This window comes from Kosakonia oryzendophytica (genome assembly GCF_027886705.1).
Classification (GTDB): Bacteria; Pseudomonadota; Gammaproteobacteria; order Enterobacterales; family Enterobacteriaceae; genus Kosakonia; species Kosakonia oryzendophytica.
This window is the reverse complement of record NZ_CP115659.1, coordinates 1,044,765-1,064,179: the sequence shown is the minus strand read 5'-3', so window position 1 is coordinate 1,064,179 and position 19,415 is coordinate 1,044,765. Positions and strand designations below refer to the sequence as shown.

Annotated in this window: 17 protein-coding genes; 10 read left to right on the top strand and 7 right to left on the bottom strand. The window is 55.2% G+C overall.

The features are described 5' to 3' along the window. Positions 1-7: 7 nt before the first annotated feature. The 6 genes from nirB to O9K67_RS05055 form a co-directional block, all read right to left on the bottom strand. Positions 8-2,917: a nitrite reductase large subunit NirB gene (nirB, locus tag O9K67_RS05080; RefSeq protein ID WP_061493411.1), complete on the bottom strand. Its 2,910-nt coding sequence runs from the start codon at positions 2,915-2,917 to the stop codon at positions 8-10. A 36-nt stretch (positions 2,918-2,953) separates the two neighbouring features. Beyond that, positions 2,954-3,748 carry an ABC transporter ATP-binding protein gene (locus O9K67_RS05075; RefSeq protein WP_061493410.1) on the bottom strand — a complete coding sequence of 265 codons (795 nt, stop codon included), beginning with the start codon at positions 3,746-3,748 and terminating at the stop codon, positions 2,954-2,956. A 10-nt stretch (positions 3,749-3,758) separates the two neighbouring features. Then, entirely contained in the window at positions 3,759-4,646 is an 888-nt protein-coding gene (gene ntrB / locus O9K67_RS05070) for a nitrate ABC transporter permease (RefSeq protein ID WP_061493409.1), read from the bottom strand. A gap of 10 nt (positions 4,647-4,656) precedes the next feature. Then, positions 4,657-5,916, bottom strand: coding sequence for a CmpA/NrtA family ABC transporter substrate-binding protein (locus O9K67_RS05065; RefSeq protein ID WP_061493408.1), 1,260 nt, complete (start codon positions 5,914-5,916; stop codon positions 4,657-4,659). Between the two features lie 286 nt (positions 5,917-6,202). Beyond that, positions 6,203-7,459, bottom strand: coding sequence for a nitrate regulatory protein (locus tag O9K67_RS05060; RefSeq protein WP_061493407.1), 1,257 nt, complete (start codon positions 7,457-7,459; stop codon positions 6,203-6,205). A 78-nt stretch (positions 7,460-7,537) separates the two neighbouring features. Next, the gene (locus tag O9K67_RS05055; RefSeq protein WP_061493406.1) at positions 7,538-8,122 is read right to left on the bottom strand and encodes a TetR/AcrR family transcriptional regulator; all 585 of its coding nucleotides are present in this window, start codon (positions 8,120-8,122) and stop codon (positions 7,538-7,540) included. A 112-nt stretch (positions 8,123-8,234) separates the two neighbouring features. Here O9K67_RS05055 and O9K67_RS05050 point away from each other — a divergent pair, with 112 nt between their 5' ends. Together O9K67_RS05050 and O9K67_RS05045 are read left to right on the top strand one after the other, a co-directional pair. Beyond that, on the top strand, positions 8,235-8,819 hold the full coding sequence (locus O9K67_RS05050) for an NAD(P)H-dependent oxidoreductase (RefSeq protein ID WP_061493405.1): 585 nt from the start codon (positions 8,235-8,237) through the stop codon (positions 8,817-8,819). A 250-nt stretch (positions 8,820-9,069) separates the two neighbouring features. Then, positions 9,070-9,357: a hypothetical protein gene (locus O9K67_RS05045; protein ID WP_061493404.1), complete on the top strand. Its 288-nt coding sequence runs from the start codon at positions 9,070-9,072 to the stop codon at positions 9,355-9,357. Positions 9,358-9,438: 81 nt separating this feature from the next. Here O9K67_RS05045 and O9K67_RS05040 read toward each other — a convergent pair whose 3' ends face one another. Continuing rightward, a complete protein-coding gene (locus tag O9K67_RS05040; RefSeq protein WP_061493403.1) occupies positions 9,439-10,770 on the bottom strand; it encodes a 2-hydroxycarboxylate transporter family protein in 1,332 nt (443 codons plus the stop codon). Positions 10,771-11,210: 440 nt separating this feature from the next. Between O9K67_RS05040 and O9K67_RS05035 the strand changes: the two genes are divergently transcribed. The 8 genes from O9K67_RS05035 (at position 11,211) to chbG (ending at position 19,385) form a co-directional block, all read left to right on the top strand. After that, complete coding sequence (locus O9K67_RS05035; RefSeq protein WP_061493402.1) at positions 11,211-12,152, top strand: AEC family transporter; 942 nt, start codon at positions 11,211-11,213, stop codon at positions 12,150-12,152. Between the two features lie 67 nt (positions 12,153-12,219). Further along, entirely contained in the window at positions 12,220-13,905 is a 1,686-nt protein-coding gene (locus O9K67_RS05030; RefSeq protein ID WP_061493401.1) for an NAD-dependent malic enzyme, read from the top strand. A 252-nt stretch (positions 13,906-14,157) separates the two neighbouring features. Beyond that, positions 14,158-14,478, top strand: coding sequence for a PTS sugar transporter subunit IIB (locus O9K67_RS05025; protein ID WP_061493400.1), 321 nt, complete (start codon positions 14,158-14,160; stop codon positions 14,476-14,478). 73 nt (positions 14,479-14,551) lie between these two features. After that, positions 14,552-15,910, top strand: coding sequence for a PTS N,N'-diacetylchitobiose transporter subunit IIC (chbC, locus tag O9K67_RS05020; RefSeq protein ID WP_061493399.1), 1,359 nt, complete (start codon positions 14,552-14,554; stop codon positions 15,908-15,910). 50 nt (positions 15,911-15,960) lie between these two features. Next, positions 15,961-16,311 carry a PTS N,N'-diacetylchitobiose transporter subunit IIA gene (chbA, locus tag O9K67_RS05015; protein WP_061493398.1) on the top strand — a complete coding sequence of 117 codons (351 nt, stop codon included), beginning with the start codon at positions 15,961-15,963 and terminating at the stop codon, positions 16,309-16,311. Between the two features lie 7 nt (positions 16,312-16,318). Continuing rightward, a complete protein-coding gene (gene chbR / locus O9K67_RS05010; protein ID WP_088237824.1) occupies positions 16,319-17,161 on the top strand; it encodes a transcriptional regulator ChbR in 843 nt (280 codons plus the stop codon). Positions 17,162-17,255: 94 nt separating this feature from the next. Beyond that, complete coding sequence (locus O9K67_RS05005; protein WP_061493396.1) at positions 17,256-18,611, top strand: 6-phospho-beta-glucosidase; 1,356 nt, start codon at positions 17,256-17,258, stop codon at positions 18,609-18,611. Between the two features lie 9 nt (positions 18,612-18,620). Next, a complete protein-coding gene (chbG, locus tag O9K67_RS05000; protein WP_061493395.1) occupies positions 18,621-19,385 on the top strand; it encodes a chitin disaccharide deacetylase in 765 nt (254 codons plus the stop codon). Positions 19,386-19,415: the final 30 nt, after the last annotated feature.

Below are 19,415 nucleotides of genomic sequence, written 5' to 3'. Positions count from 1 at the left end.
ACGCGGTTTATGACGCTTCGGCAATCGCCGGGAAGAGAGCCTGATCGACAGGCATGCGGCGCACCCAGATTTGCCCGTGCTCCACTTTTACCGGCCACACGCGCACGCGCAGAGCCGCATCATCCGGACTGACGCCATCGGCTAAGCGAAAACGTTTTTTGTAGAGCGGCGAAATCACCACCGGCTCGCCCGCAACGTCACCCAGCAGACCGCGCGACAGCACATTGGCATTGCTGCCGGGTTCATGGTTCTCCAGGGCGAAAATGTGCGGTTCGCTGCCCGGCAAATGAAACAGCGCGATTTGCTGCTGACCAAGGCGCGCCGCCACGCCTGCATTAGCCGGAACATCAGCCACAGCGCCAACGTGGAGCCACTCATCCTCACACGGCTTCGCGGTGCGCTGGGCCGGTTTTTCTTCCGCCGTGGCAGGACGAATTTGCCCGCGTTCCGGCACCATGACCACCGCTTCGTCAGGGTGGTCACTATTAATAAATCCACGGAACAGCAGGCGGTTTTGCGGGTTATCCAGCGTGGTTTTCCATTCGCACTGGTAGCTGTCCACCACCTGCTGCATCTCGCTCTCCAGCTCTGCGCCAATGCCGAGACTGTCCTGCAAAATCACCTGCTTGAGGTAATCAAGGCCGCCTTCCATATTGTCCAGCCAGGTGCTGGTGCGCTGGAGCCGATCGCCAGTACGGATGTAGAACATCAGCAGACGGTCGATGATGCTCATCAGTGTTTCACTGTCGAGATCGCTGGCGAACAGATCGGCGTGACGCGGTTTCATGCCGCCGTTTCCGCACACATACAGGTTCCAGCCTTTGTCAGTGGCGATCACGCCAATGTCTTTGCCCTGCGCTTCGGCACATTCACGGGTACAGCCGGAGACCGCCATTTTGATTTTGTGCGGTGCGCGCAGGCCCTTGTAGCGGTTTTCCAGCGCAATCGCCATACCGGTTGAGTCCTGCACACCGTAGCGGCACCAGGTGGAGCCCACACAGGATTTCACCGTGCGCAGAGACTTACCGTAGGCATGCCCGGTTTCAAACCCAGCCGCGATCAGTTCTTCCCAGATGGCGGGTAACTGTTCAAGGCGCGCGCCAAACAGATCCACCCGCTGCCCGCCGGTGATTTTGGTGTAGAGGTTATAGCGCTGTGCCACCTGACCGATGGCAATCAGCCCCTGCGGAGTGATCTCCCCGGCAGGAATACGTGGCACCACGGAGTAGGTGCCATCCTTCTGGATATTGGCAAAAAAGCGGTCATTGGTGTCCTGCAGCGGCAAATGTTGCGGCTTTAAGAGATACTCATTCCAGCAGGACGCCAGCATCGACCCCACCAGCGGTTTACACACTTCACAGCCGCTACCGCGCCCGAAGCGAGCAATCAGCGCATCAAAGCTGCGAATGTCATGCAGACGGATCAGGTGGTATAACGCCTGGCGCGACCAGGCAAAATGCTCGCAAACGTCTTTTTTCACTTCGACGCCCCGTTGCGTCAGTTCATGCTCCATCACCTGTTTCAGCAACGGAACACATCCCCCGCAGCCGGTACCGGCTTTCGTGCAGTCCTTGAGCGCCCCCAGTTCGGTACACCCCCCGGCAACAGCGGCGGCAATGTCCCCTTTACTGACGTTATGACAGGAGCAGATTTGCGCGCTGGCCGACAGCGCCGCCACGCCGAGTCCTTTTGGCGCATCGCCGGAACGGGCCGGCAGAATGAGCGTCTCCGGCTGAGCGGGGAGCGGCATGGCGTTAAGCATCATTTGCAGCAGCATGCTGTAATCAGCGCTGTCGCCAATCAACACCGCGCCGAGCAGCCGTTTGCCATCAGCGGAAACAACGATTTTTTTGTAGATTTCGTTCGGGCCGTCGGTCCACTGATAGCTCTGAGCGCCCTCCGTTTTGCCGTGCGCATCCCCCAGCGACGCCACCTCCACGCCGAGCAGTTTCAGTTTGGTGCTCATATCCGCACCGGTAAACGGCGTATCCTGCTGCGCCAGCCGATCCGCCAGGCTACGCGCCATCTGGTAACCCGGTGCGACCAGACCAAAGATCTGCCCGTTCCACAATGCGCATTCGCCAATGGCGTAAATCGCTTCGTTGGAAGTCTGGCAATAGTCGTTAATGACAATGCCACCGCGCGGCCCTTTTTGCAGTTGTGCGCTCTCCGCCAGTTCATCGCGCGGGCGGATCCCGGCGGAGAACAGCAGCAGATCCGTTTCCAGCACGCTGCCGTCAGCAAAGCAGAGGCGGTGTCGCGCCTGTTCGCCGTCGACGATCTCCCGTGTCTCTTTGCGGGTATGCACCTTCACGCCCAGCGCGTCAATTTTGCGTTGCAACATTGCCGCGCCACACTCATCCAGTTGTACCGCCATCAGGCGTGGGGCGAACTCAACGACGTGGGTCTCCAGCCCCAACTGACGCAGCGCGTTAGCCGCTTCCAGCCCCAGCAACCCACCGCCGATGACCACACCGCTTTTGGCCTGTTGCGCACAGGCAGCAATGGCGTCCAGATCGTCCAGCGTGCGATAGACCAGGCAGCCAGGGCGCGTATTGCCGCTGATCGGCGGCACAAACGCATATGAGCCGGTGGCGAGCACCAGTTTGTCGTAGTGGGTCTCAACGCCTTGCTCGTCACGCACGCAGCGTTGCTGGCTGTCGATAGCGACAATTTTACTGGCGCTGCACAAGGTTATGCCGTTGTCGGCAAAGAAACCTTCACTCACCAGAGACAGTGACGCGGCGCTGCGCCCGGCGAAATATTCCGACAGATGCACGCGGTCATAAGCGGGTAAGCGCTCTTCGCCAAACACCACAATCTCGTACTGCTGATGCAGTTCACGCGCCACCAGTTGTTCAAGGAAATAGTGCCCAACCATGCCGTGGCCGATCACCACTAATACCGGCTTTTTCATAACCTGGATCCTTACATCGAAAGAGGGGAAGAGAGGTCAGGCCGCTTTCGGCTGTTTCTCGTAGAGGAACTGCAACACCTGCTGGCGGTATCGCTGGTAACGAGCGTCGTCGGCCAGTGCCACGCGGGAACGCGGACGTTCCAGTTCCACCGCCATGATTTCGCCGACGGTCGCCGCCGGGCCGTTGGTCATCATCAACACGCGGTCCGACAGCAGCACCGCTTCGTCCACATCATGGGTGATCAACACAATGGTGGTGTGCAGGCGTTGCTGGATTTCCATCACCGCATCCTGCAAGTGAGCGCGGGTTAAGGCGTCCAGTGCGCCAAAGGGTTCATCCATCAGCAGCACGCTGGGTTTCATGGCCAGTGCGCGGGCAATGCCGACACGCTGTTTCATGCCGCCGGAGATTTCGTGCGGGCGTTTATTCCATGCGTGGGACATATGCACCAGCTCGAGGTTATGCATGATCCATTCATGCATCTCCTGTTTGGGCATTTCGCCGCGAAACACCTGGCGAACCGCCAGCGCGACGTTGTCGTAGGCGGTCAGCCACGGCAGCAGCGAGTGGTTCTGAAACACCACCCCGCGCTCCGGCCCCGGTCCGTCGATTTCACGGTTATTGCACAGCAGCCCGCCGCTGGTGGGCAGCGTCAGACCGGCAATCAAATTCAACAACGTGGACTTACCGCAGCCGGAGTGACCGATCAGGCTGAGGGTTTCACCGGTGTGAATGTCAAAGCTCACGTTATCCAGCGCCAGGAACTCACCGCTGCGGGTGGTGAAACGCTGGCTAACCTGCTGTACCTGAATTATTGGCGTTGTACGCATCATCGTCTCCTTAGCGGTGGCTGTAGTTAAAACGGCTGGCTATCCACATCAGCCCCTGCTCCAGCAGCAGGCCGACAACCCCAATCACCACGATGGCGATAATGATGTTTTCCACGTTCAGGTTGTTCCATTCGTTCCAGATCCAAAAACCGATGCCGATGCCGCCAGTCAGCATTTCAGCGGCGACGATCACCAGCCAGGCGATGCCAATCGACAGGCGCATGCCGGTGAGGATGCCCGGCAACGCCGCCGGCAGCAGGATTTTGCGCATAATGGCGAACTCCGAAAGCCGCAGCACCCGCGCCACATTCAGGTAGTCCTGCGGGATCTGCCGCACGCCTTCCGCGGTGTTGAGGATCATCGGCCAGATGGAGCAGATGAAAATCGTCCAGCTGGACGCCGGTTCGGCGCGCTGAAACAGCAGCAGGCCAATCGGCAACCAGGCCAGCGGGCTGACCGGACGCAGCAGAGAGATCAGTGGGTTGAGCATGTTGGCGACAAAGCGAAAACGGCCAATCAGGAACCCGGCGGGAATGCCCACCAGTGCAGCGAGACCAAAACCGGTCGCCACGCGCTGCAACGAGGCCAGCACGTTCCAGCCAATGCCCTGATCGTTTGGCCCGGCGATATAAAACGGATCGGCGAACAGGGTCAGCGCCGCCTGCCAGGTCCGCCACGGTGTGGGAAACCCTTTGCTATTGAGCGCGGCAACCTGCCACAGGCAAAGCAGTAGGCCAATGCCCAACAGTGCCGGAACCCCGCGTTGCATCAGCGGACGAAGCAGTGGCACACGGCGGCGTACCACCGGTTTAGCCGGTAACGGGACGATCTCTGCCTGCGTCCGCGCGGGCGGCGTGTTGTCCAACGGAATGGGGATAATCTGCGCCTGGTTTTTCATCTGCAACCTCTCACTTCTTCACACTAAAGCTATTGGCGTACGCGGCAGGATTGCTGCCATCCCAGCGAACGCCGTCCATCAATACGCTGCTGCGCATGTCGCTGCCCGGGAGCGACACATTGCCCACCGCAGCAGCAGCCTGTTTGTAGATATCAATGCGGTTAACCTGGCGGGCGATGGCAAGGTAATCCGGGTCTTCGGTGAGGAATCCCCAGCGTTTATGCTGGGTGAGGAACCACATCCCATCCGACAGCCACGGGTAATTCACCTCGCCATCATGGAAGAAACGCATGGCGTGCTGATCGGTCCAGCGTTTACCGATGCCGTTTTCGTACTGCCCTAGCATGCGCCCGAGAATGGTCTCTTCTTTGGTGTTGAGATACGCACGCCCGGCAATCACGCTGGCGGTTTCCCGGCGGTTGGCTTCAGAGGCGTCTATCCAGCGGGAGGCGTCAAGGATGGCGGCAGTCAGCGCGCGGGCGCTGTTGGGGTTTTTCTCCACCCAGTCGGCGCGCGTGCCGAGCACTTTTTCCGGATGATCCGGCCAGATATCCTGCGTCGTGGCGGCGGTAAAACCGAGATTGTCGCTGATGGCACGCTGGTTCCAGGGCTCACCCACGCAGTAGCCGACCATATTGCCAATCTTCATGTTCATCACCATTTGCGGCGGCGGCACCACCACGCTGCGAATGTCATTCAGCGGATGGATGCCCGCGCTCGCCAGCCAGTAGTTAAGCCACATGGCGTGCGTACCGGTCGGAAAGGTCTGGGCGAAGGTATATGTGCCTGCCGGGCTGGCAGCGATGTGCTTTTGCAGGGTGGCCAGATCGCTGACACCCGCATCGTGCAGCTGATTCGCCAGCGTGATCCCCTGCCCGTTCTGGTTGAGGGTCATTAGTGATGCCATGGCGGTTTGCGGGCCAGAGAGCCCCATTTGCAGGCCATAAAGCTGACCGTAAAGCATATGCGAGGCGTTCAGTTCACCCGATACCACTTTGTCACGCACGGCGGCCCAGTTGGCCTCTTTGCTGGGGAGCAGGGTAAAACCGTATTTTTTGTCGAAGCCTTTGATCGACGCCATCACCACCGATGCGCAGTCCGTTAGCGGGATAAACCCGACGCGGATCTCTTTCAGCTCCGGCGCATCGGAACCTGCGGCCCACGCGCGGTTGACGACGGACGGCAGCAGCAGACTGCCGCCCAGCGCTGCGCTACCCAGTAAAAACTGACGGCGGGAAACCGTCATCCCCTTTGTTTTGTTGTCGCTCATTGCCACCCTCGCGCTGCTCACCGTTGTGGGGATGCAAAAAAAACGGCGTCCATAAGCCGGTGCAAAGCTGCACGCTTATGGACGCCGTTGTCCGGTTAACACACGCCCGACCGCCGTTGGCCGCGCATGCGTTATGTTGTGTTGTTGCTACATGACTAAAGCAAGGGCTGTGCCAGGGTCAACGAATGGCGCATTTACCTGCTTCAGGGCCGTCAGAAAGCGGTTTTCCGTCGCGTTTTCGCACTATCACAGAGCACATTTCGCACCCTTCACGTGCAGCTACCCCTTAAGTATTAGGCTGAAAAACATCCGCTACCGCCAGCATTGCGCTGGCGATCTCAATCAGCTTTTTGTTCTGATTCATCGCCATCCGGCGCAGGGTTTTATAGGCCTCTTCTTCGCTAATCTGCCGGTGCTGCATCAGCATGCTTTTGGCGCGTTCGATCTGTTTGCGTTCATTGAGCGTTTCACGCAGCGCCGCCAGTTCGGTATCCAGCGCTTGCAGGCGTCGCGACTGCTGCTGCACCAGCGTTAACAAAGAGCGCCCGAGCTGCGGGCGTACGCCGCCGCTCTCCAGCCATCCATGAGAATCAATAAACACCGAATAACCGCTCTCTTCCCCTTCCTGCGGCGGCATCAGACTTTCCAGATCCGCCCGCTGTTCACTGTTGGCCTGTTCAGTGGCGGCGATGCGCGCCCGGCAATGGGCCATCAGGGTTTGCGCCAGCGCATCTTCCAGCGTTTTCATCGCATCAATGCGCTGCGTGGCCAGCGCAAACCAGCGCAGACAGTTATCCGCTTCGATGAATTCACGCCCGGTACAGGCAATGCGTCGTAAACGTTCAAACTGGCTGTCGGTGGTCATCTGTTGCCAGCGAAGACGGTGCTCGTCATCGGCGAAATCGGCGAAGGTGGCGAAACAACGCTCCTGGCGTTCAATGAGATCGAGCCATTTTTGCTGGGTCTCGTCGCTGAAGGTGCCAACCGCAAAGGCCGCCGCCCCTGTTGCCCGCTCCTGCCCGGCGTACTCCTTGCCCTGCATAAAGCTGAACATGGCAATCAGCGCACGGGAAATAGCGGGCTCTGCGGCGGTATCGGAGAGCTCAAACACCAGCGAAAGCAGGTTGCGGATGATGTCGTTAAAAAAGGTCATCGCCTGCGGTAAACGCAGCGCGCGCTGGCGGATTTGCTGGCGCAGGGTGGGCAGTAAACTGAGGGCATAGACCACGCTCGCCACGTGGCTGAACAAACGACTGGCTTGCGGCAGCGCGGCTATCTGGCTTTCCAGTGTGTCGAGCTGCATCATCAGCGGCGCTTGCGCTTGTGCCACGTCGCGCTCGCGCAGGAGCAACTCATCGGCAAACTGGCTGTCCGCCGAGCAGAGGAACATATTGGATGTCCCCCGCTCGCGTTGCAGCATATGCACCAGTTGGCTGATTTTGCCCACCAGTTCACCGCTTTGCAGCAGATAACGCAGGCTGTTCAGCTCGCACTGGCGCGAGGCTAACAGGAAACGGATGGTGGTCGACGAATTGGCTATCATGCGCGTGCTCCCGGGAAGTCAATGCTTCACTAATGCAAGCAACGCGCCAGCCATTATGTTATGGCGCTTTTTGTCCCGTCACGCTGTATGCACCATTCCTATAATGACCGCGCACAATTCGTCTTTGGCCTGAACATCGGTGATGGCCCCCTGAACCACCGCCCACGCCAGCCCCTCGGCAGAACCGAGCATGGCCCACAATGCCGCATCACGCAGCGGGTGAGTGCAAAATGGCGCAAACAGCGTTCGGCATTTGCCGATGAAGTCGACAGCATACTCCCGGCGGATTTTTTCCAGCTCCGGCGTTCCGGCCAGCGCAGCCAGTACGCTTGGCATTTCGCGTCCTTGCAGTAACACACAGTCGATGTAGGCAGTGGCAATCACTGCCGCCAGCTTTTCCGGCGTCGCATCAGTACGGCTGATGACCTCATCCATTTTCTGGTTCTGCCGCTGATCGTATTCGCGGTACAGCGCCGCCAGTAACCCGGAACGGCTGATGAAATGATCGTATACCACCGGTTTGGTCACACCCGCACACTCTGCGAGATGCCCCAGCGTTAACGCCTCCGTACCTTCATCGCGAATAATTTGCCAGGCCACTTCCACCAGCTGTGTATAGCGATCTTCACGCGTCAGACGTTGACGCACACGGGTATCGCTCATGGTCTCTCCCCTTGACAGTCTTATATACCAAAGGTAACTTACTAATGGTAGGTTACCTTTGGTATATAAGATTACGTTCCTGTACGCCATCTGGCAACGGAGGAGGTTTGATATGCATGCGTTGATTGTCGTTTCTCATCCATTAACTCACTCTTTAACCCACAGCGTAGCGCAGGCGGTTGCCGAAGGGATCACCGCGGCCAATGCGCAAAACAGCGCCGAAATCGCCGATCTGACACGGGAAGGTTTTAACCCGATCTTTTCTGCGGAAGATAGTGCCGCTTTTGCACACGCCGCGCCACTGCCCGCTGATGTCCTTGCCGAACAGGCGCGTATCGACAATGCCGACGCGCTGGTGCTGGTGTTTCCGATTTACTGGTGGACGATGCCTGGTTTATTAAAAGGCTGGATCGACCGTGTGTTTACGAACGGCTGGGCCTATGAAGAAGGTGCGGATGGCAAGGTCGCGAAAAAACTCGGGCATTTGCCGGTGCACCTTGTAGCACTGGGCGGTGCCGATCTGAAGACGTTTGAAAAACATGGCTATGCGCAATCCTGGAAGACGCAGATCGCTCACGGTATCTTTGATTATTGCGGTGCGCCAGTGATGACCAACACCACGCTGATGATGCCGGATCTCGGTACGCCGGAAGCCTGTTTGCACCAGGCGCATGAGACAGGAAAACGGATCTTTTAAAATTTGCGCCCCCATAAGTTTGGGGGCTACCTGAGCGGACAGATACCCCACATTCTATCAGCCTCAACAGTATGTCGTTATCAACGCGGCTTGTTTCAGGTAATGATGCCCTCGTGCCATACAGCAAGAGAGGAATGTCACAGTGGTAATGACCTGAGGGCGCTGCTCACTGAGTGATCGCGCAGGCATACCCGAGCAGGCGCGGGCAGCGTATAGTGGCGACCAGAGTGAAATGACAAAGGAGTGTGATGTGTTCAACAAGGTGCTCAACCCCACAACGTTCGGCTGGTGGCTGCTGGCTAACCTGGTAAATTATCTGACGCAGACGGTATTCAGCGCGTTTGCTAGCAACAATCTGCTGGTGCAGATGCTGATCGCGGTGGTGATGTTTATCTGGTATGTGGAGTTCAGCCTGACCTACTACCGCGCGCTGAAAGCCCGCAACAGCATCGGCCGTTTCTTTCTTGCCGCATGGGTGGGCTCGACGCTAATCGCGTTTATTACCGCCTCAGTCTGGCTATTTTTGCTGTTCCGTTAATGGATCTTTTAGGGCACCTGCTTGCGGACAACTTTTTGATTGCAAAACACTGCGCCGCTTAGCAGCGCAGTGTTGTCGGCATTACACTACCCAGCTCAGTAACAATGTTGCCGCAATCACCGTCGATGCACCGCCAATACGGGTGGCGATCTGCGCAAACGGCATCAGCGACATGCGGTTTGACGCCGAGAGGATAGCCACATCGCCGGTACCGCCCAGGCCACTGTGGCAACTGGTGACAATCGCCGCTTCCACCGGGTACATATTCAGCCATGAAGCAATGAAATAGCCGCTGAGCGCCATGGCAATCACCACCGAACCGCACACCACCACATAGCCGACGGAAAAGACCGCAACAACGCTTTCCAGCGGCACATACAGCATGCCCAGACCAATCATCAGCGGCCAGACCAGCGCAGCCGACACGAATTTATAGCAACTGTGCGCACCCTGCTCCATGGACGCCGGGATCACCTGCGCATATTTGCACAGTACGGCGATCAGGATCATCAGCACCGGCCCCGGAATATGCACCAGTTTTTCAAATAACCCGCCAACGATAAAAAAGGCGCAAATCATCAACAACCCGCCGCCCATTAACTGGAAATCCGTCTGCTGCGCGCTCTGGGTCTGAGTAAAAATACGGTTATCGTCATCGCTACGGATCAGCATACCGTTACCGGTAAGCGAAGGACGACGCACGCCAATACGCGCCAGCACCCCGGCGCAGATAATGGCGAAAATATTGCCCACCACCGCAGCGGGTGCCAGTTGTGCGACGTAGACATCCGGCGTTTGCCCGAGGATAGCCGAATAGGCCAGCGACAGCGGTAATATGCCTTCCCCAATGCCACCGCCAATGATCGGCACGATGATAAAGAAAAAGGTGTGATACGGCGTGTAACCAAACAGCATGCCCACCAGCAGCCCCGATACCACCGCCATCACGGTGCCAGCCACCAGCGGCACAAACATACGGATCATCCCCTGGATCAGGATAATCCGGTTCATCCCCAGAATGCTGCCCACCACCAGACAGGCAATGACAAAATAGAGCAGGTTGGCTTCTTTCATCAGCAGATGAACCGTCGCCATGGTGTGGGGTTCGAACATGCCAAAATAGACCAGTACCGACGGTACCATCAGGCACAAAATTGCCGGTCCGCCAATGTCTTTCAGGACGGGCAGCATGCGCCCGATTTTGGCGAAGGCGAAACCCAGCGTCATGATCACCGCCAGGCCGCCAATCATATTTTTGGGCAGTAAACCGGCGGATGCCGATACCGCAACGATCGAAGCAATACCCACAAACAGCAGCAGTGGTACCGCGCCGACTTCAAGCCCCTGCAAACGGGCGAGTTGCCCGCCTGCCGGGGCGGTTTCTACAGAGGGGTTAAGAGGATTATCTTTCATTATTTTCACCTGATTCGCTATTAATGAATAACAGTGGGCCAGGAATAACCTCAGGGTTATTCGTAATGGATAAAATGCTTGAAAAAATAAAACCAAAGTAATAAATATTGCCACCAGGAAGTTATTATTGAATAAATACCAACGACGGCTGACTGTAAAGAGCATGCCTGTTTTCCAATGTTAAAATTGTGAATACCGTGGTAATTCCATTTTAAATAACTTAACTCAGCTATTTGTAAATAAAGTAACCGCCAGGATATTCATTTCAGATATTTCTAATAAAAATAACCCCTTAAGCCTTTCTTATTATCCATTTAATTAAAGTAGCCATTATGAAACTAATTAAAACAGGAGAAGTGTGATTCCAGTCACCTCCGGGGATAAAGGCTCCCGATAGAGTGCCGCCTGAAAACAAGTTAAAACAAAACCCAGGATATCTTATGCCTTCATTACTTTTACAATCTTTATTCCCATTGGTATTTATTATGCTGTTGGGATGGCTGAGCGGGAAATTAGGTTATACGCGTCGCGAAGACGCCACAGTGTTAGCCACAGTGGTGATCCGATTTGCGCTCCCTTTTCACCTGTTTATCGGCGCGTTAAACACCAACCCGGAAAAGATCAAAAACTTCTCGTTTATGGCGGTTCTGATTATTGGCCTGATGGGTTCCTATTTACTGACGTTGATCCTGTCGCGCTATGTTTTCCGCCACGATATTAAAACCAGCGCCATACAGTCTCTGGTTTGCGCCTTTCCTGATATGGCGTATTTCGGCGCACCGGTACTGGCAGTGCTGATTGGGCCGGAAGGCTTCTTAGGCGTGCTGATCGGCAACGTAATCACCAGCGTATTTATGATCCCGTTGACCATTATTCTGATCCGCATGGGGGATAAAAATGCCGATAGCGAAGCGCTGCATCCAGGCAAACTGATTTTGCAAAACCTGATGCGTGCAGTGCGTAATCCTATCGTCTGGATCCCTATCTCCGGGGTGCTGCTCAGTCTGGCGGGAGTGCAATTACCACACCTGCTTAGCGCGCCGATTGAGATGGTCGGTAAAATTGCCGGTGGTCTGTCACTGTTCGCACTCGGTCTGCTCTTCTACGGCGAGCGCCCGTCGTTAAACCTGCAGACGTTTACCAATATCAGCATTAAAAACCTGATCCAGCCTGCCATGATGGCTGCCGCCGGACTGGCTTTCGGCCTGAGTCATACCTTAATGCAGCAGGTGGTGATTATTGGTGCCACCCCATCCGCTATCGCTGCGGGCATGTTTGCATTACGCAGCGAAACGTATATCGAGTCCGCATCCTCTTCCATTCTTATTGGCACTGCGATCGGCGTATTAACTGAGGGAATCATGATCTATCTGATTTCATGACACTGAGATCTGATATCCCCGATACAACGACAGTGGTGTCGTTATTATTTAGTCAGGAGCAGCAATAATGTCACGCAAAGAAACACTTTATACGCCTTATAATGGCGCAGTGTTACTGGAAAACCCGTTACTGAATAAAGGACTGGCGTTTACTGAAGAAGAGCGCCTCGCCTTTAACCTGCACGGTTTATTACCTCACAATGTTGAAAGCATTGAAGAGCAAACCGATCGCGCGTGGAAACAGTTCTGCCATTTCAAAAAAGATATCTCTCGCCACGTGTATCTGCGCAATATTCAGGATACTAACGAGACCTTATTTTATAACCTGCTGCGCACGCATATGCAGGAAACATTACCGATTATTTATACCCCGACAGTGGGTGAAGCCTGCGAACACTTCTCGGAAATTTACCGCCGTGCACGTGGGTTATTTATCTCGTGGCCAAACCGCCATCATATTGATGAAATGCTGCAAAGCTTTTCCCGTAACGACATCCGCGTGATCGTCGTGACCGATGGCGAACGTATCCTTGGCCTGGGCGATCAGGGTGTCGGCGGGATGGGCATTCCGATTGGCAAACTCTCGCTGTATACCGCCTGCGGGGGGATTCACCCGGCGTCTACGCTGCCTATTATGCTGGATGTCGGTACTAACAATACCCAACACCTGGAAGATCCGCTGTACATGGGCTGGCGGCATCCCCGCATCAGCGACGATGAATATCTTGAGTTTATGGATATGTTCATTGAGGCAGTGAAGACCCGCTGGCCGGACGTGCTGCTGCAATTTGAAGATTTTGCGCAGAAGAACGCGACGAAACTGCTTAACCGCTACCGTAATGAGCTGTGCTGCTTCAACGACGATATTCAGGGAACCGCTGCGGTCACCTCTGGCACGCTGATGGCAGCGTCGCAGGTGGCGGGGACACGTTTACGCGATCAGCGCGTGGTGTTCCTCGGTAGCGGCTCGGCCGGGTGCGGTATCGCCGACAAAATCATGGCGCTGATGGTTGCCGATGGCGCAACACCGGAACAGGCACGCAACAACATTTTCATGATTGATCGCTTTGGCTTGCTGACGGATGACATGCCTAATTTGCTGGATTTCCAGCAAAATCTGGTCACCTCACGCGCGAGCATCGCCCACTGGAAGGTGGAGTCGTCCAATATCTCGCTGCTGGAAGTGGTGCGCAACGCCCACCCAACCGTGCTGATTGGCGTCTCCGGTCAGCCGGGACTGTTCAGCGAAGAGATCGTCAAAGAGATGCATCGCCACTGCCCGCGCCCGATTATTATGCCGCTGTCCAACCCCACATCACGTGCGGAAGCGCAGCCCAAAGATCTGATCGAATGGACGCAGGGCGCTGCGCTGATTGCCACCGGCAGCCCGTTCGCGCCGGTATTCTGGCAGGACGAACACTACGAGATTGCCCAATGTAATAACGCTTACATCTTCCCCGGCCTCGGCCTTGGCGTACTGGCAAGCAAAGCCAGCCGCGTAACAGAAGCGATGCTGGTAACGGCCAGTAAAACCCTTGCTGCGCATTCGCCGCTGGCAACGACCGAGAAAGGCGGATTATTGCCGCCAGTGGAAATGATCGAAAGCGTTTCTCGTGCGATTGCGCTTGAGGTAGCCCGTGTGGCACAGCAAGAAGGTGTTGCGCCCGCCATGAGCGAAGACGCATTGCAGCAAAGCCTGGATAAAACCTGGTGGAATGCCACCTACAGCGCCTATAAACGCGCTTCGTTCTAAACCTGCCTGACCACGGAGGACTGCGGTCCTCCGTCATCTCTCCTGATAACGTTTTCCCCCGCCCATTTGCCCAAAGTGTGAAGAGGTGCATAGCACCAGGTCAACCAGAGACAATTTTGTTAACTGAGGAAATACCGACTCCGGAAGCGCTACCGTATACTTGTTTCAGTCCGGGAAAAAAGTTTTCCGCTGCAACCAGCAGTCAGAACCCACTTCTGGCCGCCAGGGAAACGCACATTGAGGGTCGAGTTTATGGAAAAGAAACATATTTATCTGTTTTGTTCTGCGGGCATGTCGACGTCGCTGCTGGTCTCTAAGATGCGGGCCCAGGCGGAAAAATATGCGGTCCCGGTCATTATTGAAGCATTTTCTGAAACGCTGGCCGCGGAAAAAGGCCCCCAGGCGGATGTCGTCTTATTAGGCCCGCAAATCGCCTACCTGCTTCCCGAAATCCAGCGCCTGTTACCCGATAAACCCGTTGAAGTGATTGATCCCCTGCTGTACGGCAAAGTCGATGGCTTAGGGGTGTTAAAAGCGGCCGTAGCGACAATCAAAAAAGCCGCTGCCCACTGATTTTTTGCCATTTCATCGTTATTTCCTCATGTTCACCGCGCGATATTCGTGCGGTCATTAAGGGTATTTTTCTATGAGTAATGCCATTGCTTCACTTGAAAAGATACTTCTTCCTTTTGCGGTCAAAATAGGAAAGCAACCTCACGTTAACGCCGTTAAAAATGGCTTTATCCGGCTGATGCCATTAACCCTTGCCGGGGCGATGTTCGTCCTGATCAACAACGTTTTTCTGAGTTTTGGCGACGGTTCGTTTTTCTATTCGCTGGGCGTTCGCCTTGATGCATCCACCATTGAAACGCTTAATGGCCTGAAAGGCATTGGCGGTAATGTCTACAACGGCACACTGGGCATCATGTCATTAATGGCGCCCTTCTTTATTGGTATGGCGCTGGCGGAAGAGCGCAAAGTGGATGCGCTGGCCGCCGGACTGTTATCCATTGCCGCATTTATGACCGTGACACCCTACAGCGTGGGTGAAGCCTATGCGGTGGGGGCAAACTGGTTGGGCGGCGCCAATATTATCTCAGGGATTATTATTGGCCTGGTCGTGGCGGAAATGTTCACATTTATTGTGCGCCGCAACTGGGTGATTACCTTACCGGATAGCGTGCCTGCATCGGTTTCCCGCTCCTTTTCGGCGTTAATTCCCGGTTTTATTATTCTGTCGGTCATGGGGATTATCGCCTGGGCGCTGGCGAACGCGGGCACCAACTTCCATCAAATCATTATGGATACCATTTCCACGCCGCTGGCTTCACTCGGCAGCATTGTCGGCTGGGTTTACGTGCTGTTTGTACCGCTGCTGTGGTTCTTCGGTATTCATGGTTCGCTGGCACTGACCGCACTGGATAGCGGCATTATGACCCCATGGGCGCTGGAGAACATTGCCACATACCAGCAATATGGATCTGTGGCCGCAGCACTGGAAGCCGGCAAAACCTTCCACGTCTGGGCGAAACCGATGCTGGATTCCTATATTTTCCTTGGCGGCAGCGGCGCAACCCTTGGGCTGATTATTGCCATATTCATCGCATCACGCCGCGCGGATCATCGCCAGGTTGCCAAACTGGCGCTGCCATCCGGTCTCTTCCAGATTAACGAACCGATTCTGTTTGGTCTGCCGATCATCATGAACCCGGTCATGTTTATCCCGTTTATTCTGGTGCAACCGGTGCTGGCGGCCATCACCCTGCTGGCTTACTACGCAGGCATTATTCCGCCAATTACCAACATTGCGCCATGGACCATGCCAACCGGGCTCGGCGCTTTCTTTAATACCAATGGCAGCATCGCCGCCTTGTTACTCGCGCTGTTCAACCTCGGTATCGCCACGCTGATCTACCTCCCCTTCGTGGTGGTCGCCAACAAGGCGCAACACGCCATTGAAGAGGAAGAGAGCGAAGAAGATATCGCTAACGCGTTGAAATTCTGATCATCACCGGCAGGCATATACACCTGCCGGACAGCTTACAAGGAGACACTATGTTCGATATCGACAATGCCATGGAGACGCCGCTGGCAACCGATGCGCTGGAAGAGGTGATCATGGGCCTTATCATCAATGCCGGTCAGGCACGCAGCCTGGCCTATGCGGCGCTGAAACAAGCCAAGCTGGGCGATTGCGCCGCCGCGCGAACCATGATGGAACAGTCGCGCATGGCGCTTAATGAGGCACATCGGGTGCAGACTAAACTGATTGAAGACGATCAGGGCGAAGGAAGAATCAACGTAAGCCTGGTGCTGGTGCATGCGCAGGATCATCTGATGAACGCCATGCTGGCGCGTGAACTGGTTACCGAGTTGATCGATGTCCATGAAATACTGAATAAGTGAGGAGCGAATGATGCAGTCGCAGCTCAACCCCCAGGAAATCACCACTGTCCGTGAACAGCAGTTGTTTAATGGCAAAAATTTCCATGTGTTCATCTACAACAAAACGGAAAGCGCCAGCGGGTTGCATCAGCACGACTACTACGAGTTTACTCTTGTGTTAACCGGCCGCTATTACCAGGTCATTAACGGTAAGCGCGTGCTGCTGGAGCGTGGCGATTTCGTGTTTATCCCGCTGGGATCGCATCATCAAAGTTTCTACGAATTCGGCGCGACGCGCATTCTGAACGTAGGTATCAGTAAGCGGTTCTTCGAGCAGCATTATCTTTCACTGCTGCCGTTTTGCTTCGTCGCCTCGCAGGCTTACCGCACCACCAGCGCTTTTCAGGCGTATGTCGAGACGGTTATCTCCTCCCTCAATTTCCGTGAAAGCGGGCTGGATGAATTTGTTGAAGCCATTACTTTCCATATTATCAACCGCTTACGCCATTACCGTGAAGAACAGGTGATTGATGATACTCCGCAATGGCTGAAATCCACCGTGGAAGCGATGCACGATAAAACGCAGTTTGGCGATCATGCGCTGGAGAATATGGTTCGCCTGTCAGCAAAATCCCAGGAGTATCTGACCCGTGCAGTACGGCGTTATTACGGCAAAACGCCAATGCAGATTATCAATGAGATCCGCATCGATTTTGCCAAAAAACAGCTGGAGATGACCAACTATTCGGTTACCGATATCGCCTGGGAATCCGGTTATAGCAGCCCCAGCCTGTTTATTAAGACGTTTAAAAAAATGACGTCTTTTACGCCCAATGGTTATCGCAAAAGTTTAACGGAGTTAATTCAGTAACCCGTTTATTTCCTGCATTTTCAACCGGCCCAGCCACGCCTGGCGGCAACGCGTTTCTTTCTGCAACGGGCTGAGCACACTGAAGGGAGAAGTTATGAGCCAGAAATTAAAAATCGTTACCATTGGCGGCGGCAGCAGCTATACCCCGGAGCTTCTCGAAGGTTTTATTAAACGCTATCACGAACTGCCGGTGAGTGAATTATGGCTGGTCGACGTTGAAGAGGGAAAAGAGAAGCTGGATATTATTTTCAATCTTTGCCAGCGCATGGTTGAAAAAGCGGGTGTGCCGCTGAAAGTGTACAAAACGCTGAACCGTCGCGAAGCGCTGCAGGGGGCGGATTTTGTCACCACACAATTGCGAGTGGGCCAGTTGAAAGCGCGTGAACTGGACGAACGCATCCCGCTCAGTCATGGGTATCTGGGCCAGGAAACCAACGGCGCGGGCGGCCTGTTTAAAGGATTACGCACCATTCCGGTGATCTTCGACATTATTAAAGATGTCGAGGCTATCTGCCCGAATGCGTGGGTGATTAACTTTACCAACCCGGCGGGCATGGTGACCGAAGCGGTTTACCGCCATACCGGCTTTAAAAAGTTTATTGGCGTTTGCAATATCCCCACCGGGATGAAGATGTTTATCCGCGATGTGCTGAAATTAACGCAGAGCGACGATCTCGCTATCGATCTGTTTGGCCTGAATCATATGGTCTTTATTAAAGAGGTGCGGGTGAATGGCGTCTCGCGCTTTGCGGAATTACTTGATGGCGTGGCAAGCGGAGCATTAAGCGCCTCGACGGTGAAGAATATTTTCGACATGCCGTTTAGCGAAGGGTTAATCCGCTCACTGAACCTGCTGCCTTGCTCCTACCTGCTCTACTATGTCAAACAAAAAGAGATGCTGGCCATTGAGATGGGCGAGTATTACAAAGGCGGCGCCCGTGCGCAGGTAGTGCAAAAGGTCGAAAAACAGTTGTTTGACCTCTATAAAGATCCACAACTGAACACGAAACCGAAAGAGCTGGAACAGCGCGGCGGCGCATACTACTCCGACGCAGCTTGTGAAGTGATTAACGCCATCTATAACGACAAACAGAGCGAACACTACGTCAACATTCCCCATCACGGACGGGTGGATAACATCCCGGCGGACTGGGCAGTTGAGATGACCTGCCTGCTCGGTCGCGATGGTGCAACGCCCCATCCGCGCATCACCCATTTTGATGAAAAGGTGCTGGGGCTTATCTATACCATCAAAGGGTTTGAAGTGGCGGCCAGTCAGGCGGCGCTGAGCGGCAAATTTAACGATGTGGTGCTGGCGCTGAGTCTCAGCCCGCTGATTCATTCCGACAGCGATGCCGAAGTGCTGGCGCGCGAACTGATTCTGGCGCATGAGAAGTGGCTGCCGAACTTTGCCGACTGCATTAAAACGCTCAGGGATGAACGACGCTAAGAGGTGGCTATGGAACGCTTATTGATTGTGAATGCCGATGATTTTGGCCTCAGCAAAGGGCAAAACTACGGCATTATCGACAGTTTTCTCCACGGTGTCGTCACATCGACAACGGCACTGGTTAATGGTGAAGCCGTTGAACATGCAGCACAACTGTCCAGCGAATTGCCTGCACTGGCCGTGGGTTTGCACTTTGTGCTGACGCTGGGTAAACCCCTTACGCCGATGCCGGGCCTGACCCGCGACGGGCAACTGGGAAAATGGATCTGGCAAATGGCAGAACAGGATACGTTGCCGCTCGACGAGATTGCGCAGGAGCTGGCGAGCCAGTACCGGCGTTTTGTTGGCCTGTTTGGCCGCGAACCGACGCATCTTGACAGCCATCATCACGTGCATATGATCCCGCAACTCTTTCCTCTCGTGGCGCAGTTTGCCGCAGAACGGCGCCTGCCATTGCGTATCGACCATCAGGCGCTGTTGCCGGCAGATGATGTGCCGCCGTCACTGCGTAGCACGCAGGGTTTCAGCAGCAGTTTTTACGGCGATGGGGTTTCGCAAGCGCTTTTTTTACAGGCGCTGGATGCCTCCGCGGACCGCGGTGAATCATCGCTGGAGATCATGTGCCACCCGGCGTTTATCGATAATACGATTCGCCAGAGCAGCTACTGTTATCCGCGCGTGACAGAGCTGGAGATCCTTACCTCTTCGTCACTGAAATATGCCATTGCGGAGCGTGGTTACCGCCTCGGCACGTTTCTGGATCTCGCAATGTAGCCGCGGCGTTTTGCGGCGCAACGCGCGCCG

Coding starts and splice junctions, on each gene's coding strand:
- nirB (WP_061493411.1), bottom strand. CDS start 2,917: ATGAAAAAGCCGGTATTAGTGGTGATCGGCCACGGCATGGTTGGGCAC.
- O9K67_RS05075 (WP_061493410.1), bottom strand. CDS start 3,748: ATGCGTACAACGCCAATAATTCAGGTACAGCAGGTTAGCCAGCGTTTC.
- ntrB (WP_061493409.1), bottom strand. CDS start 4,646: ATGAAAAACCAGGCGCAGATTATCCCCATTCCGTTGGACAACACGCCG.
- O9K67_RS05065 (WP_061493408.1), bottom strand. CDS start 5,916: ATGAGCGACAACAAAACAAAGGGGATGACGGTTTCCCGCCGTCAGTTT.
- O9K67_RS05060 (WP_061493407.1), bottom strand. CDS start 7,459: ATGATAGCCAATTCGTCGACCACCATCCGTTTCCTGTTAGCCTCGCGC.
- O9K67_RS05055 (WP_061493406.1), bottom strand. CDS start 8,122: ATGAGCGATACCCGTGTGCGTCAACGTCTGACGCGTGAAGATCGCTAT.
- O9K67_RS05050 (WP_061493405.1), top strand. CDS start 8,235: ATGCATGCGTTGATTGTCGTTTCTCATCCATTAACTCACTCTTTAACC.
- O9K67_RS05040 (WP_061493403.1), bottom strand. CDS start 10,770: ATGAAAGATAATCCTCTTAACCCCTCTGTAGAAACCGCCCCGGCAGGC.
- O9K67_RS05035 (WP_061493402.1), top strand. CDS start 11,211: ATGCCTTCATTACTTTTACAATCTTTATTCCCATTGGTATTTATTATG.
- O9K67_RS05030 (WP_061493401.1), top strand. CDS start 12,220: ATGTCACGCAAAGAAACACTTTATACGCCTTATAATGGCGCAGTGTTA.
- O9K67_RS05025 (WP_061493400.1), top strand. CDS start 14,158: ATGGAAAAGAAACATATTTATCTGTTTTGTTCTGCGGGCATGTCGACG.
- chbC (WP_061493399.1), top strand. CDS start 14,552: ATGAGTAATGCCATTGCTTCACTTGAAAAGATACTTCTTCCTTTTGCG.
- chbA (WP_061493398.1), top strand. CDS start 15,961: ATGTTCGATATCGACAATGCCATGGAGACGCCGCTGGCAACCGATGCG.
- chbR (WP_088237824.1), top strand. CDS start 16,319: ATGATGCAGTCGCAGCTCAACCCCCAGGAAATCACCACTGTCCGTGAA.
- O9K67_RS05005 (WP_061493396.1), top strand. CDS start 17,256: ATGAGCCAGAAATTAAAAATCGTTACCATTGGCGGCGGCAGCAGCTAT.
- chbG (WP_061493395.1), top strand. CDS start 18,621: ATGGAACGCTTATTGATTGTGAATGCCGATGATTTTGGCCTCAGCAAA.